Source organism: Lichenihabitans psoromatis, from assembly GCF_004323635.1.
Lineage (GTDB): Bacteria > Pseudomonadota > Alphaproteobacteria > Rhizobiales > Beijerinckiaceae > Lichenihabitans > Lichenihabitans psoromatis.
In genome coordinates this window covers 1099577-1113043 of the sequence record NZ_CP036515.1, presented here as the reverse complement: position 1 = coordinate 1113043, position 13467 = coordinate 1099577, and the positions used below count along the sequence as shown (strand labels likewise).

Genomic DNA, 13467 nt, shown 5'->3' with positions numbered 1-13467 from the left:
GCCAGTCTGGCAGACAGGTTGCGCCAACCCCTTTAACGGTGTACGTATCGTATACCGTTCGGACGCGAAACAAACACCAAGATGGATGAAAGTCAATCCACCATGAGGCTGCCGCCATGATCTCGGTTTCCCTTCGTGCCGCCGACATTCAGCGCGGTGAGCCTCTCGCGTTCAGCTTCGATGGCGTGGTGGTTCCGGCCTATGCCGGCGAGTCCGTCGCGGCCGCATTGTTGGCGGCCGGCATCCGCATCTTGCGCGCAAGCCCACGAAACGCGCAGCCGCGCGGAGCCTTCTGCTGGATGGGGTTGTGCCAGGAATGTACCGTGGTGGTCGATCATGTCCGCCGCCCCGCCTGCCGTGTCATCGTGCGTGAGGGCATGCAGGTGATGTCGGGAACGATCGCGTGATGGGTTCGCCCGACCTTCTCGTCATTGGCGCAGGGCCGGCCGGCATCGAAGCCGCCCTCGCGGCCGCCTCCTGCGGATTGGCCGTCACGCTGGTCGATGAAGCGCCCGCCGCCGGCGGCCAGGTCTATCGCGCTCCCCCGGCCGCCTTCTCGGGCGGCAGCGCGTCGCCCGAGCGCAAGACCGGAGACGCGCTTCGGGCCCGCCTCGCAGCAAGCCCGGTGACCGTCGTGTTCGACCATATGGTCTGGTCCATATCGCCCGGGTTCCGAGTCGACGCCCTTGGGCCAGACGGCCCGCGCTCCTGGCGCGCGCGCGCCGTCGTCACCGCCACGGGGGCGCAGGAACGGGTCGTTCCGTTCCCGGGATGGACTCTGCCGGGCGTCACCGGCCTCGCGGGGGCCACGATCCTCCTGAAATCCCAGGGCATGCTGCCGGGACGTCGAACGCTGGTGGCGGGCTGCGGCCCGCTGCTGCTGGCGGTCGCGGTTGCGATCCTGAAGGCGGGCGGCGACGTCGCGGCCGTGGTCGATTTATCGTCGCGCCGAGACTGGCTGTCGCGTGGTCCCGCCCTCCTGGCGCGTCCGGACTTGGCGGCGCGCGGCACGGCCTGGGTGAGCCGCCTCATGGCAGCCGGAGTGCCGCTCCTGACGCGTCAAGGTGTGCGGCGGGCCGAGGCCATGCCCGATGGCCGCCTCGATATCGTGATCGGGCCTGTCGATGCCGCGAGACGTCCCATCGCGGACGGTCGTGAACGACATTTTACGGTCGATGCCGCGGCTGTCGGCCACGGCTTGACACCATCGACCGATGTGACGCGACTGCTGCGGGCCGAACATCTGTTCGATGACGCGCGCGGCGGCTGGTTGCCGCTGACCGACGCCGAGGGTCGAACCAGCATTCCGCTGCTGTTCGCGACCGGTGACGGCGCCGGACTGGCCGGAGCGGCCGCGGCCGCAACCGACGGGCGCCTCGCGGGGCTCGCGGTCGCGCGCGATCTCGGTGCTCTTCCGGCGTCCGAGCATCAGCGGATCAGCGCCAAGCTGAAACCCGCTGCCGCCCGCGCCCGTCGCTTCGGCCGCGCGATGGCCAGCCTGATGGCGCTGCGGCCCGGCCAGATCGACGCCATTCCGCCCGACGCCATCGTCTGTCGGTGCGAAGATGTCACCCGCGCCGAGATCGAGGCTGCGATGCGCGAGGGCTCAGCCACCGCAAACCAGGTGAAAGCCTGGACGCGGTGCGGCATGGGGCCGTGCCAAGGGCGCATTTGCGGCGATATCGTCGGCGCTTTGCTGGTGCGCGCGGGCGCTTCGCGCGACACCGTCGGTCATTTCACCGGCCGCTCGCCGTTTCGCCCGCTGCCCCTCGATCAGCTGACCGGCGATGTGGCCTATGCCGACCTCATCCTCCCACCACCGGCGCCGTTATGAGCGAGGCGCAACAGTCCAGCACCGTCGATGTCGCCGTCATCGGCGCGGGCGCCATGGGCGCCACCGTTGCGCTCCATCTCGCGCGTGGCGGCATGACGGCCGCATTGATTGATCGCGGCGACGTCTGCCGGGAGGCATCGGGCGTCAATGCCGGAACCCTCACGCTGCATATGACGCGCGCCGCCCTCATCCCCTATGCGATGCGGGGGCGCCAGTTATGGATCGACGCGCCCGAGTGGCTCGGCTCCGATGTCGGCGCCCGGTCGGCGCCCGGCCTATCGCTGGCCTTCACGCCAGCCGAGCACGACATGCTGGAGAAGCGGGCGGCGGCCCGCTCCGCCATGGGTGCGCCGATCCGGCTCGTCACGCCGGCCGAAGCCCGTCAGATCGAGCCCGGGCTCAATGCGGGCGTCATCGCGGCCGCATATTGCGAGCTCGATGGCCATGTCACGGCCTATTTGACCGGCCGGGCTTATCGGCAGGCCCTGCTGGCTGCCGGCGTCACGGTGATGGAACACTCGCCGGTCGATGCGATCCACCGGCACGGGGCGGGCTTCGACATTCTCGTTGGAGGACGCCGGCAAATCCGCGCCAAGCGGCTGGTGTTGGCGGGCGGGGTCTGGCTCGAGACGATGCTGGCCTGGATCGGCCTGCGCGTGCCGGTCAAATGTCTGGTCAATCAGCTGATCGTCACCGAACGAATGCGTCCGGTGATGCGAAGCGTCGTCGGCATCGCCAACGGCCTGCTATCGCTCAAGCAATTCGAGAATGGCTCGGTGCTGATCGGCGGCGGCTGGCAGGGCATCGGGGATCCGCAACGCGGCGGCGTCGAAGCCAATCCCGATAATCTCGTCGGCAATGTCCGCCTGGCGCGGCACGCGATTCCGGCCCTCGCCGAAACCCGCATTCTTCGCATCTGGCTGGGCCTCGAATCGGAGACCGCCGACGCCATGCCGATGATCGGCGCACTTCCGGGCATCGACGACGCCTATGTGATCGGCTGCGTGCATTCGGGTTATACGAGCGCCCCCTATATGGGGCTGCTGCTGGCCGAACGGATTCTCGGTCGCGAGCCCGAGATGCCCCTGTTTGACCCCGCCCGGCTCATCCTTCCGGACCCAGTCGGGCAACCCGACATCACGAACCCTCTGGAGAAAACAGCGTGATCCCGAATGCAGCTCACCCGTTCCGTGGGATCTATGTCGCCACGCTCACGCCGTTCCGTGCCGACGGCCAGATCGACGATGCGGTTCTGGCGGCGCATTTCCGCACCGTCACGGCAGGGCCGGGGATCGCTGGCGTGCTGTGCAACGGGCATGCGGGGGAGAATTTCCTGCTCAGCCGCGAGGAGCGCCGACGCGTGACGGAGATCGCGGTCGAGACGATCGGGCGAACCCATATCGTGGTCTCGGGCGTCCTCTGCGAATCGAGCGACGAGGCGGCCCAGCATGGCGCCGACGCAGCCAAGGCCGGCGCCGATGCGGTTCTCGTGTTTCCGCCATTCTCCTGGGCGCTCTCACAGGATGACAATATGGCGGTGACGCACCACGCCCGCATCGCCGAGGCGTCCGGGATCCCGCTCATGCTCTATCAGGCCGGTGTCGCATCGGCGCTCGCCTATCGGCCCGAGGTGCTCGCAAAGCTCGTTTGTCTGCCCTCCGTGGTCGGGATCAAGGAAGGCAGTTGGGAAAGCAACGCTTATGACCGCAACCGCCGGCTGGTCAAACGCATCGCGCCCCATGTCGAGATGATGGCATCGGGAGACGAGCATCTGCTCTCCTGTTTCGTAATCGGCACCGAGGGGAGCCTCGTCAGCCTTGCGGCTCTGATGCCGGACGAGATCGTGGCGCTCGAGGCCGCCGTGCGCCGTGGCGATCTCGACCAGGCGCGCGCGCTGCACGAGCGAATCCAGCCCCTCGCCAACGCGATCTACGGGGTTGCGCCGGGCGGGTTGGCGACGGCTCGCCTGAAAGCCTGTATGGTGCTGCTCGGACGCTGGTCGAATGGCGCGACCCGCGCCCCGATCACCGGCTTGTCGGCGGTCGAGATCGCCGATCTTCGCGACGCGCTGGTAACGTCGGGGCTGATCGAGCCCTCCGCATGAGGGCCGGTGAGCCTTTAGGCGTCACGCTCCAGACCCCAGACCCGGACGCGAGTCTCGCCGAACGCGCCTACGACGAGCTCGGGCGCATGATCCTCACGCGGACCTTGCCGGGCGGCAGTTCGGTGGTCGAAGGGCGCCTCGCGCAGCAACTCGACATCTCGCGCACGCCGATGCGGGAGGCGATTCTACGCCTCGCCGCCGAGGGTCTGCTCGTGAAGCAAGGGTCGCGCTCCTATGTGGTGCGGCAGGTGCAACCGGTCGAATTCTTCCAGGCGCTGAAGATCCGCGAATTGCTCGAGGCCGAAGCGATCGAACTCGCGATCGGACGCGTGCCAAAATCGACGCTCGACGGCTTGCGCGAGGGGATCACGCGATTGGGCTCGCTCGGCGTCCAGGATACGGCCCATTGGGAGATGGACGATCGGCTCCATCTGCTGTTTCCCGAGGTCCTCGGTAACGGCGTTCTGGTTCGCATGATCCGGTCGCTGCGCGTCACCACGCGCTTGTTCGAATTGACGAGCCCGGCCGGACGCGTGGCGGCCGATGCGGCCGAACATCTCGATATCCTTACGGCGTTCGAAAGTGGCGACGCCCGCCGCGCGCGGGCCGCCATGGTGACGCATCTGCGGAATGTCGCGGCCGAGATCCTGGATGTCGTGAGCGGCCGCGACGGCGCCTCGCACCGGCGGCGATCGCGCGGCTGACGCCTCGACCGCTCTCGGGCGGGGCTAAGCCGTGCCGTAGTCCATGTTTTCGAGGTCGGTGATGAGGTCGGGGCCGGTCGGGTGCCATCCGAGCCGCTTCTGCGTGAGCGCGCTCGAGGCCAAAAGATCGAGACCGACGAACATCGCGAGCCACCCGAAATGGGCCGCCGCTTCGTCCGGCGAAAGCGAGACCACCGGCACCTTCAAGCCTCGACCGATCGTCTCCGCGATCGCGCGGACCGACACGCCTTCCTCGGCCACCGCGTGATAACGAGCGCCAGCCTCCCGCTTCTCCAACGCGAGCCGGTAAAGGCGCGCGACGTCGAGCACATGCGCGGCTGGGTAGCGATTGCGTCCATCGCCCACATAGGCCGAGACGCCCTTCTCGCGGGTGAGCGCCACCAAGGGCGTGATGAGCCCCTGCTTGACCGTGTCATGCACCTGGGGAAGGCGCACCACCGACACGTTGACGCCTGCATCCGACAGGGCCGCACCGGCCAGCTCCGAAGCCTTGCGGGGGTTCGGGTGATTAATATTGAAGGCGTCTTCGGTTGCCGGCTCGCCCTGCACCGCATTCCCCATGCCGGTGCCCGAGGTGATGACCAAGGGGCGGTCGGATCCGACGAGTGCGGCGCCAAGAGCCTCGATGTTGCGTCGATCCTTGTCGCAATTCGCCAGGAAGTTGGAAAAGTCATGGTCGAAGGCGCAGTGGATGACGCCATCGGCCTCGGCCGCGCCGCGTCGCAGGCTCGCCGGGTCGTTCAGATCCCCACGATACGGCTCGACGCCGGCGATCGCGAGAGCCTGGGCTCCTGCATCCGACCGCGTCAGTCCGAGCACCTGATGGCCGGCGCCGATGAGTTCCGGGATGATGGCCGATCCGATGAAGCCGGTCGCGCCGGTGAGAAATACGCGCATTGGAAGTCTCCGATGAGAGTGCGTCTCCTCTATCGGCTGACCCTTCATCCTGTTAAAGTAGTGACCTTATCGTGGTATAATCATCAATAGGATCGCCATGCCCGAAACCGATAATCTGCTGGGGCATTTTCTCAAGGATCGTCGCGCGCGCCTCGATCCCATCGCCTTGGGTTTCTCAGGGCGCCGTCGCACGCCAGGCCTGCGCCGGGAGGAGGTCGCTCAACGCTCCAACATCAGCCCGACTTGGTACACGTGGTTGGAGCAAGGACGCGGTGGGGCGCCGTCGGCCGATGTTTTGAACCGGATTGCCGGCGGCCTGATGCTGACCGACATCGAGCGGGAGCACCTCTTCATGCTCGGGCTCGGGCGTCCCCCCGAGGTGCGTTACACGCCCGGCGAAGGCGTGACGCCCCGTTTGCAGCGCGTTATCGATGCCTTCGAGGTCAGTCCCGCGCTGATCAAGAGCGCAACCTGGGATGTCGTCGCGTGGAACCACGCTGCGGCCGTGGTTCTGACCGATTATGGCAAGCTGCCGCCGAGCGAACGCAACATTCTTCGCATCATGTTCAGCAATTCGAAGGTCCGCGCCGCGCAACCGGATTGGAACAGCATGGCGCGTTTCGTGGTCGCGGCCTTCCGGGCCGATGCGGCACGCGCCGGAGCCGTTTCAGAAGTCGCCGATCTCGTCCAGGACCTCTGTCGACTGAGCCCCGAGTTCAAAGTCTTTTGGCAAGATAATGAAGTTCGAAGTCATGGCGATGGTGTGAAGCGGCTCCAGCATCCGACCCTTGGTGCGATCGAAATGGATTATTCCACCTTCGCGGTCGACGCGCGGCCGGATCTCAGCATGATCGTCTACAACCCTGTCTCAGTCGCCGATGGCGATCGGATCCGCAGCCTCATCGCGACCCATCATGTGAGCGCGGCCGCTGCATCCTGACGACGCTGGTTCGTCGACGCGGCAGCACTACCGAACTCAGGTGCGGTCCGGGTCTTGCTGCTCGGCGGGGCCGGCCGGTCGGCGAGCCGCCGCTTCCTTCATCAGGCGTTCCAGCGCGTCGACGATCTGCGCCATTTCATAGGGCTTTTGGTGCGCCGGAACCTGCGGGAAATGTTGACGCACGAACGTATCGTTGCCCGTCACGAAGACAAATGGAATGTTGCGCGCCACAAGCGCTTTTGCGGCCGGAAATGACAATTGCCCGCGCAAATGGACATTCAGCATGGCGAGATCGATCGCCGTATTCTCGATCGCCGCAAGGGCTTCTGGAAGACTTGCGATCGGGCCGATCGGAATTGCGCCGAGCTCTTGCAACTCGTCGATCAGTTCGACAGCCAGCAGCATCTCGTCTTCGACGACAAGAACCCGGAAGCCGGCTAAGCGCGTCGGCTGAACGTCATCGGAGAAGGTCATGGCTGTCCTCAAGCGGCGTGCCCATCACGAGCCGAAAAGGCATAACCGCTGACGGTCAGCGGCTGGCCTCATATCGGACGGGTCGCCGACGGGAGACGCTTTGCGCCCTCCGTCGGCGTGATCGTCAGAGCTTACGGGTCGGGTGTTCGCCGCTGACGTTCGTGCCAAGCGTGTTGTCGACCGCGCGCGTGGCGGCATTGTCCCGGACCGGATTTGGCCGTGACGTTAGGTCGTCACGGTCCATGTCCGATATCGTGCGGTCACGAAAGGCATCTCCCGCGACGCCGGTCAGGGGACGGTTGATCGGGCGGGTCGTCATGCCGGGACGAAGACCAGCGTCAACCCCAAGCGGAGCGATCGGAGCCGTCATATCGGCGCGCAACTCGCCATGCTCGAGAATGCTCTCGACGCGTGACGCCATGGCATCATCGGTCCGAACCGTCACAAGCGTCCCGCCGCGACCGACATGGTCCGTGTAGGTCTTGGCATCGGCGTCGTCGATACCCGCGCCGGTCAGCGAACCGAGCAGGCCGCCCGCCGCCGCGCCGACACCGGCACCCGTCAGCGTTGCGATGAGCCAACCGGCCGCCACGACCGGCCCGACTCCCGGGATGGCCAGCATGCCGATCCCCGCCAGCAGGCCGGCGCCACCGCCCAGGATCGTCCCGGCCGTTGCGCCCGTTCCGGCCGCGGTCGTCTGCGTCGTGTCATCCGTAACCGCAGGTGCGGTGGACCGGGTCTTGTCTCCTGACACGAGGCTGATGTCGTCGTGCCGCACGCCGGCTGCCTCGAGCGCCGTAACGGCGCGCGTCGCCTGGTCGTAGGTATCGTAGCTGTGAGCGATCATTCGCATGATGAATTATCCTTAAAACAATGGGGAGTTTGGCTCGACGTTACTGCTGGCCGACATTGCCCTTGTAATCGAGCCAGACACCGACGCTGGCGCTGCCCTTCATGCCCTGGCCGCGCCACACACCGTCATTGTCCTTCTTGAGAGCCGTGACCTTGGTGAAGCCTTCCTTCTCGATGCGGCCTTGCGCCTGGCCTTCGGTGAAGGAATTGGCGCCCTTGGCGGGCTGCATGGCATTGGCGCCGGTGGTTGCGACAGCCTGGTTGCTGTTGCCATCCTGAGGGGCCGTCGTCGTGGTTGCGGTTTGGGCCGAAGCGGCTGTCGCGAAAAGGCTGCTGACGAGCACGAACGTCGCGAATTTCATTTGTCGACTTCCTCATGAGGATGAGCATCCTGTTTCGGGACGCTCGATAGCCTTAGAAGAGCCAAGCAACCGCAAGGTTCCGTAGAAAAATTGCTGGTCGTTTTTGACTAATTTGCTTAAGCGGATTTTACCGCTTTTTGGCACGGATGGAGCGTTTCGGCTCCGGCGCATCGACAAGGCCGCGCTCGCGAGCCCAGACCACGACGGCGCTGCGGCGGTTGACGCCGAGCTTTCGGTGGAGGGACGCGACATGGTTTCGAACCGTGTTGGGCGAGACGGCCAGTTCCTCGGCGATCTCCTGATCGGTCGACCCATGGCCGACGCGCTTCAACACCTCGCGCTCGCGCCGTGTCAGAGATGTTTCGCTCGGAGCGGCCTCGCCCGGCCGCGGTGGTTGCCGGAGCGCCGCAAGCTTATCGAGCACGCCCCGGGTGAACCACGACGCGTCCGACATTGCCGCCTCGATCGCGGCGATCAAGTCTTTTTCAGATCGACGCCGTTCGGTGATGTCCTGCAGCGTACAGAGCACGCAAGCTTCGCCATCGATCGTCACGCTTTCGGCCGAGATCATGCAGTCGAGCTCTGACCCATCCTTCGCCCGGAGGCGGCCATCGAAGTTCCTGACGGCTCCAGCCCGCTTCAGCTCGCGGTCGAAGCGGCGCTCGAGCTTGGGGTCGATCCAGAGGCCGATCTCGGCGGCCGTCTTGCCCAGGCAATCGTCGAGATGGTGACCGAACGTCTGGGTGAAGGAATCATTGAGGCCGGAGATGGCAAGTCCGGCCCGCTTGCCGATCAAGGTCGGGACCGGCGTCAGCTGAAACGCTTTGGCAAAGCGTTCTTCACTTTGCTTCAGGGCGATCTCAGCCTTCCGCCGCGCCTCGAGATCCGCAAATGTGAACAGCATACATCGGGTATCACCCGGCATGTCGATCGGATGACCGGCCACGATCACCCATTTATTGCTATCCGCAGGGACGTCGAGGCAGGCTTCCCTTTGCCGGATGGTTTCGCCGGCGTGCAGGTGCTCGATGGCGGCGGCCCGCTGCTCCGCCTGCCTCAACACATCGACCTCGTAGACCGAACGGCCGACCACCTGGTTTTCCTTGAACCCGGTCAGTTCGAGAAAGCCCTGGTTGACGCGACAGAATCGAAAATCCGAGAGGCGACAAATCGCGGCCGGGGCCGGGTTGGCGCGGAACATATGCTCGAACCGCTGTTCGGCTTCGACGAGTTCCGTATCATTCCGGATCAGCAGGCCGGAGTGAAGACCGCCTTGTTCGCCGTTCCGATCGATGAGGCTCCGAACCCTGAAGATCGACTGATGCTCCCCGTCCCCGACTTTGGCGACGCGGATTACCATGTCGGAGAAGGCTTCGCCCCGCGCCGCCCGCGCCAGTGGATCCTGCTTCGGATCGAGCGGATGCGACCGTGCGTTGCTGAGGATAAACCGCTTGTGAAAGCCCGCGATTGACCCACCAAGCTCGTCGAGCCGGCTGACGCCATGCATCGCTAGCGCGGCCGTGTTGGCGAAGGTCAGTGTCCCGTCAGGCCTGATCAGCAAGACGCCTTCGCTGAGGTCGGCCACCATGGCCTTCCAGTCCGCCTCGTCGGCCTCTGTGCTCAAACGCAAATCTCCGCTGCGTCGACCCTCGCCATCGTCGGGCGCTCGAAGCAGCAACGTCGCGGAGCGGGACAGGTTGCGTTTCCGGGTCGACGTCGCGGGCGAGCCATGAGACCGTGGCGTTAGCGGCCTGATCGGCGCGACGACGGCAGGCTCGTGGCCTTCTTGATCAACGTGTCGCCGATTGACCGAACGCGATCCATGACGTTCGCTTCGTGCGACTTGTCGAGCAATCGGTCCTGCGCCCGCTGAGCTTCCCCTTCGAGCTCGCGTTTCGTCTTTTCTTCTTCTTCCTTCGCGGTCGCGGCCCAAGCCAAAGCGAAGGTCCGGTAATTTTCAGGCAGCGAGGTTTCCGACAAGCTCGGCACCTCGACCGCTTCGTCGAGGAAATAAGCCGCAAGAAAAGCCTTCAACTGCTCATTCTTGGTTTCCGCGACGCCCATCAGCGTCTTTTCATGTTCTTTGACCGATTTCCGAAGCGGATTGCGTTCGGTATCCAAGACGGTGATCGGGTAAGTTTTGCCCGTCGTCACACCCTTTAGCGATTCTCGTCCTGCGTAATGCAGCTTGACGTTGAGTTTACCGTCCGCCGCCAGATCGCAGAGAAGATAAGCCAGTTCCGCCGAAATCGAAATTCTGTCGATGCCGGAAAAGGTCGAGATCCGAAAACCGGTATCGATACTTTGGCCGAGAAAATCATAACCTTGCGGGTTGGTTTCGGCGCTGGCCTCGAATTCTTCGGTCGTTTCGAGGTTGAGCGTTCGAATTTTCTGAGAGATGCTGACCGAGATGTTCGGATAGGGGAAGGCGGCGATCCAGGCGGTCCCCTTGACCGCGAGGCCGGCCGGCAGTTTTCCGGCGTCCTCGATCCGTCGCGTCTCCAAGGCCTTGCTGTGCATGTCGAGCGTCGAGATGAACGCGTTGATGCAGATGGAGAGATGGTCGATGTCTTCGATCTTGTTGCAGAAGACGATTTCGTCCCCGATCGTTTTCCAGATCAGGGGTGGCTTTTCCTGAATGTCCGCTCGTTTGTCCGTCTCTGCGAGCCTGCGGAATTTGGCCGTCAGAGTCGCCGGAAAGCCGCGATAGAACTTTCGGATTTCATCGACCCAGATCGGATGAGGATTGCTGACCTTGGCTCGATCCGCGCCACGCCCAAGCTTGAAGGCGGTCGAACCGACGAGATCGACAGACAGGAACAGGCGAATGCGATAGCGGGGACATTCTGGCACTTACGTGATGCCTAGGCTGGTTTTCCGCATCTCTGCGGCCGAATAGCTGACCGAGAAGGTCATGGCGAGTTCGTTGAGATCCATCTGCTTCGCATAGCTCGCGAAGTCTTCCGCAGGCATCAAAAATGCGGCCGCAAACCAATTCGCTTCCCATTCGGCTCGGCGCTGGTCTTCGTCGTCGTCATCGACCCAGGTGGTCGCGATCATAGGCGTGGGCGCGCCATCGATGCTTGTCAGCGGATAGTGAATGAAGAGGTGGCCGAGTTCATGCGCTATCGTAAAACGGTCGCGCTCCGGCGACGTCATGGTGCCGAGATAAATCGTAAAGTCGTTGCCGCCGCGAACCACGATGGACTCGCTGGCATTCGAGTTGACGTAGATGGGATTGCGATAGGCGATGATGCCACCGAGTGTCGCGACGATCGGCTCGAGCGTGTTGCCGATTTGAAAACCCAGTTGGCGTGCGATATCCTCGGCATAGGCCGAGATGACGGCTTTTGAGGCACGCGCCGGAACGGGTTTTGCTGATGACTGAAGTGTTTCCACGCTATGATCTTCGCACGGCGACATAGTCCTTGTCCCGTTCTTTAAGGATCGTGGCGCCGTCTCGGTTTCTCGTGTTCGCTCGTCTGCCGGACTCGTATACGGTCCCTTAGTCATCGGAGCTTAGACGTCGTCGTCATACGCCGTCCTTCGCCGCGCGCCACCGCCCGAAAGGCCAACCATGTCGTCCGACCAAAACGCTTTCGATTTTGCCACGATCACGCTGGCGGATCTCGATCGGCTCGATTCCACGGTCATCAACGACCTTTCGTTCGGTGTCGTCGGGTTGTCGCCCGAAGGTTTGGTGAAGGTTTACAATCAAACAGAGAGCCGCGCGGCCGGCCTTTCGCTCGACAGCGTCTTGAACACGCATTATTTCGCAACGACAGCGCAGTGCATGAACAATTTCATGGTCGCGCAGAAATTCGAGGACGAGCCGACGCTCGATACCACCCTCGATTACGTTCTGACGCTGCGGATGCGGCCTACCCCGGTCAAGCTCCGCTTGCTGAAAGGGAGCGCCGCGCCGTTGCGTTATATATTGATCTTGCGTTCCAAGTGACCGCCGTGGACGATGAATTCGAGCGCGATAGCACGGACCTGCTTCAGTTCCTCTATGCTTGTCCGGTTGGTCTGATCCGAGCCGATGCAACGGGTGGGATCACAATGCTCAATCCGGTTGCAATGCAATTGCTGCTCGGGCTTGGCAGCGTATCGCAGAGCATGAACCTTTTTGCCGCGATCGAGGCTTACGCGCCCGAGTTGCGGCACGTCGTATCCGACTTCGGGGCGGAGCAAGGGCAGATCTGCCAAGGCCATCGCCTCTTCGTGGGCCGTTCGCAAGGGGGTAAGACCGAGATCCCCCTGGTTCTAGCCTGCACGATCGTCAAGCTGAATAAAGATCAGCTTATCGTGACGCTCGAAGACATCTCCGAGCGCGTGGCTCAGGAGCGGCGCTTGAAACAGGCCGATGCTTGGTTTTCGTCGCTCCTCAACGCCAAAGACGATTTCGCCATTCTCGGGCTGGATCTCGACGGCCGCATTCAAACCGCCGATGCGGCCGTGTTGTTGCAGACCGGCTTTGCTGAACATGACCTCGTCGGCAACCACATCAGCATTCTCGATCGGCCCGATCCGGCTTCCTCCTCAATGAGCATGCCGGATGAGATCGCCTGCGCGCATCGGGACGGCTGGCATCTCGCCGAGAGCTGGTCCGCGTTGCGCAATGGGGGGCGTTACCGTTGCCATCGCCTGATTTCAGTGCGCGGCGACGAGAGCGGAGCGGGCCAACAGGTCGTAGGCTATACTGCGGTGCTTCGCCCTGTGGCGCAGTCCCGGATGGATTCCGATAAAATCAGACGCCGTCTGACAACCGACCATCTTACAGGCGTCTGCAACCGCGCCCATTTTTTCGATATTGCTGAAGAAGAGCTTCGCCGCTGCTTGCGGACCGGCAGGCCGGTCGGGCTCATCAGCCTCGACATCGACTATTTCAAGTTGGTCAACGATACTCATGGACATGCAGTGGGAGATCAGGTCTTGAAAATGGTTGCGAGTGCTTGCGCGGCCGTCCTCCGTCCAATCGACACGCTGGCCCGTCTTGGTGGCGAGGAATTCACCGCGATGCTTCCGGGCGCCGATGCCGTTCTGACGTCGACCGTTGCTGAGACGATGCGATCGGCGATCGCATCCGCATCGATCGAGGTCGGTGGAACGGATCTTCACGTTACGGCGAGTTTGGGATGGGTCGTCGGCTCAGCCGCAACCGGGTCTCTCGCGGACCTGGTTCAACAAGCGGATCGAGCCCTCTACACCGCCAAGCGAAGTGGTCGTGACCGCGTCGTGGAAGGTCGTCCTGTGTCGCCTGTCGCTTGACTGCTCCA

At 63.7% G+C, this 13467-nt stretch carries 15 protein-coding genes; 8 read left to right on the top strand and 7 right to left on the bottom strand.

The window, feature by feature from the left end; genetic code table 11:
• The first annotated feature begins 116 nt into the window (after window positions 1–116).
• Genes EY713_RS05215 through EY713_RS05195 form a run of 5 tightly spaced genes read left to right on the top strand, consistent with a single transcriptional unit; the run spans window position 117 to window position 4642 of the window.
• Window positions 117–407 (top strand): (2Fe-2S)-binding protein, encoded by a 291-nt coding sequence (locus EY713_RS05215; protein ID WP_131113882.1) that lies wholly within the window; start codon window positions 117–119, stop codon window positions 405–407.
• Window positions 407–1834, top strand: a complete 1428-nt coding sequence (locus EY713_RS05210; RefSeq protein WP_131113881.1) for an NAD(P)/FAD-dependent oxidoreductase — start codon at window positions 407–409, stop codon at window positions 1832–1834. Before EY713_RS05215 ends, EY713_RS05210 begins: the two co-directional genes overlap by 1 nt.
• Window positions 1831–3000 carry an NAD(P)/FAD-dependent oxidoreductase gene (locus EY713_RS05205; protein ID WP_131113880.1) on the top strand — a complete coding sequence of 390 codons (1170 nt, stop codon included), beginning with the start codon at window positions 1831–1833 and terminating at the stop codon, window positions 2998–3000. The genes EY713_RS05210 and EY713_RS05205 overlap by 4 nt, the downstream gene beginning before the upstream one ends.
• On the top strand, window positions 2997–3938 hold the full coding sequence (locus EY713_RS05200; protein WP_131113879.1) for a dihydrodipicolinate synthase family protein: 942 nt from the start codon (window positions 2997–2999) through the stop codon (window positions 3936–3938). Before EY713_RS05205 ends, EY713_RS05200 begins: the two co-directional genes overlap by 4 nt.
• Window positions 3935–4642, top strand: a complete 708-nt coding sequence (locus EY713_RS05195; RefSeq protein WP_131113878.1) for a GntR family transcriptional regulator — start codon at window positions 3935–3937, stop codon at window positions 4640–4642. Before EY713_RS05200 ends, EY713_RS05195 begins: the two co-directional genes overlap by 4 nt.
• Window positions 4643–4666: 24 nt before the next feature.
• Here EY713_RS05195 and EY713_RS05190 read toward each other — a convergent pair whose 3' ends face one another.
• Entirely contained in the window at window positions 4667–5560 is an 894-nt protein-coding gene (locus tag EY713_RS05190) for an SDR family oxidoreductase (RefSeq protein ID WP_131113877.1), read from the bottom strand.
• A gap of 97 nt (window positions 5561–5657) precedes the next feature.
• Here EY713_RS05190 and EY713_RS05185 point away from each other — a divergent pair, with 97 nt between their 5' ends.
• A complete protein-coding gene (locus EY713_RS05185) occupies window positions 5658–6500 on the top strand; it encodes a helix-turn-helix transcriptional regulator (RefSeq protein WP_131113876.1) in 843 nt (280 codons plus the stop codon).
• 36 nt (window positions 6501–6536) lie between these two features.
• Here the strand turns inward: EY713_RS05185 and EY713_RS05180 are convergent, their stop codons facing one another.
• From EY713_RS05180 to EY713_RS05155, 6 genes are all read right to left on the bottom strand, one after another.
• Window positions 6537–6974, bottom strand: coding sequence for a response regulator (locus tag EY713_RS05180; protein WP_131113875.1), 438 nt, complete (start codon window positions 6972–6974; stop codon window positions 6537–6539).
• Window positions 6975–7098: 124 nt separating this feature from the next.
• Window positions 7099–7827: a general stress protein gene (locus EY713_RS05175; protein ID WP_131113874.1), complete on the bottom strand. Its 729-nt coding sequence runs from the start codon at window positions 7825–7827 to the stop codon at window positions 7099–7101.
• Between the two features lie 40 nt (window positions 7828–7867).
• Window positions 7868–8188 carry a PepSY domain-containing protein gene (locus tag EY713_RS05170; RefSeq protein ID WP_131113873.1) on the bottom strand — a complete coding sequence of 107 codons (321 nt, stop codon included), beginning with the start codon at window positions 8186–8188 and terminating at the stop codon, window positions 7868–7870.
• A gap of 127 nt (window positions 8189–8315) precedes the next feature.
• On the bottom strand, window positions 8316–9812 hold the full coding sequence (locus EY713_RS05165; protein ID WP_245572899.1) for a helix-turn-helix transcriptional regulator: 1497 nt from the start codon (window positions 9810–9812) through the stop codon (window positions 8316–8318).
• Window positions 9813–9931: 119 nt separating this feature from the next.
• Window positions 9932–11041 (bottom strand): hypothetical protein, encoded by a 1110-nt coding sequence (locus tag EY713_RS05160; protein ID WP_131113872.1) that lies wholly within the window; start codon window positions 11039–11041, stop codon window positions 9932–9934.
• Window positions 11042–11587: an ImmA/IrrE family metallo-endopeptidase gene (locus tag EY713_RS05155; protein ID WP_165491034.1), complete on the bottom strand. Its 546-nt coding sequence runs from the start codon at window positions 11585–11587 to the stop codon at window positions 11042–11044. It abuts the gene before it with no gap.
• Window positions 11588–11765: 178 nt separating this feature from the next.
• On the opposite strand from EY713_RS05155, the gene EY713_RS05150 reads away from it, so the two are divergent.
• The gene (locus EY713_RS05150; protein WP_131113870.1) at window positions 11766–12146 is read left to right on the top strand and encodes a phosphonate transporter; all 381 of its coding nucleotides are present in this window, start codon (window positions 11766–11768) and stop codon (window positions 12144–12146) included.
• Complete coding sequence (locus EY713_RS05145; RefSeq protein WP_165491033.1) at window positions 12143–13459, top strand: sensor domain-containing diguanylate cyclase; 1317 nt, start codon at window positions 12143–12145, stop codon at window positions 13457–13459. Before EY713_RS05150 ends, EY713_RS05145 begins: the two co-directional genes overlap by 4 nt.
• The last annotated feature ends 8 nt before the right edge of the window (window positions 13460–13467 follow it).

Coding starts and splice junctions, on each gene's coding strand:
- EY713_RS05215 (WP_131113882.1), top strand. CDS start 117: ATGATCTCGGTTTCCCTTCGTGCCGCCGACATTCAGCGCGGTGAGCCT.
- EY713_RS05210 (WP_131113881.1), top strand. CDS start 407: ATGGGTTCGCCCGACCTTCTCGTCATTGGCGCAGGGCCGGCCGGCATC.
- EY713_RS05205 (WP_131113880.1), top strand. CDS start 1,831: ATGAGCGAGGCGCAACAGTCCAGCACCGTCGATGTCGCCGTCATCGGC.
- EY713_RS05195 (WP_131113878.1), top strand. CDS start 3,935: ATGAGGGCCGGTGAGCCTTTAGGCGTCACGCTCCAGACCCCAGACCCG.
- EY713_RS05190 (WP_131113877.1), bottom strand. CDS start 5,560: ATGCGCGTATTTCTCACCGGCGCGACCGGCTTCATCGGATCGGCCATC.
- EY713_RS05185 (WP_131113876.1), top strand. CDS start 5,658: ATGCCCGAAACCGATAATCTGCTGGGGCATTTTCTCAAGGATCGTCGC.
- EY713_RS05180 (WP_131113875.1), bottom strand. CDS start 6,974: ATGACCTTCTCCGATGACGTTCAGCCGACGCGCTTAGCCGGCTTCCGG.
- EY713_RS05175 (WP_131113874.1), bottom strand. CDS start 7,827: ATGCGAATGATCGCTCACAGCTACGATACCTACGACCAGGCGACGCGC.
- EY713_RS05170 (WP_131113873.1), bottom strand. CDS start 8,188: ATGAAATTCGCGACGTTCGTGCTCGTCAGCAGCCTTTTCGCGACAGCC.
- EY713_RS05150 (WP_131113870.1), top strand. CDS start 11,766: ATGTCGTCCGACCAAAACGCTTTCGATTTTGCCACGATCACGCTGGCG.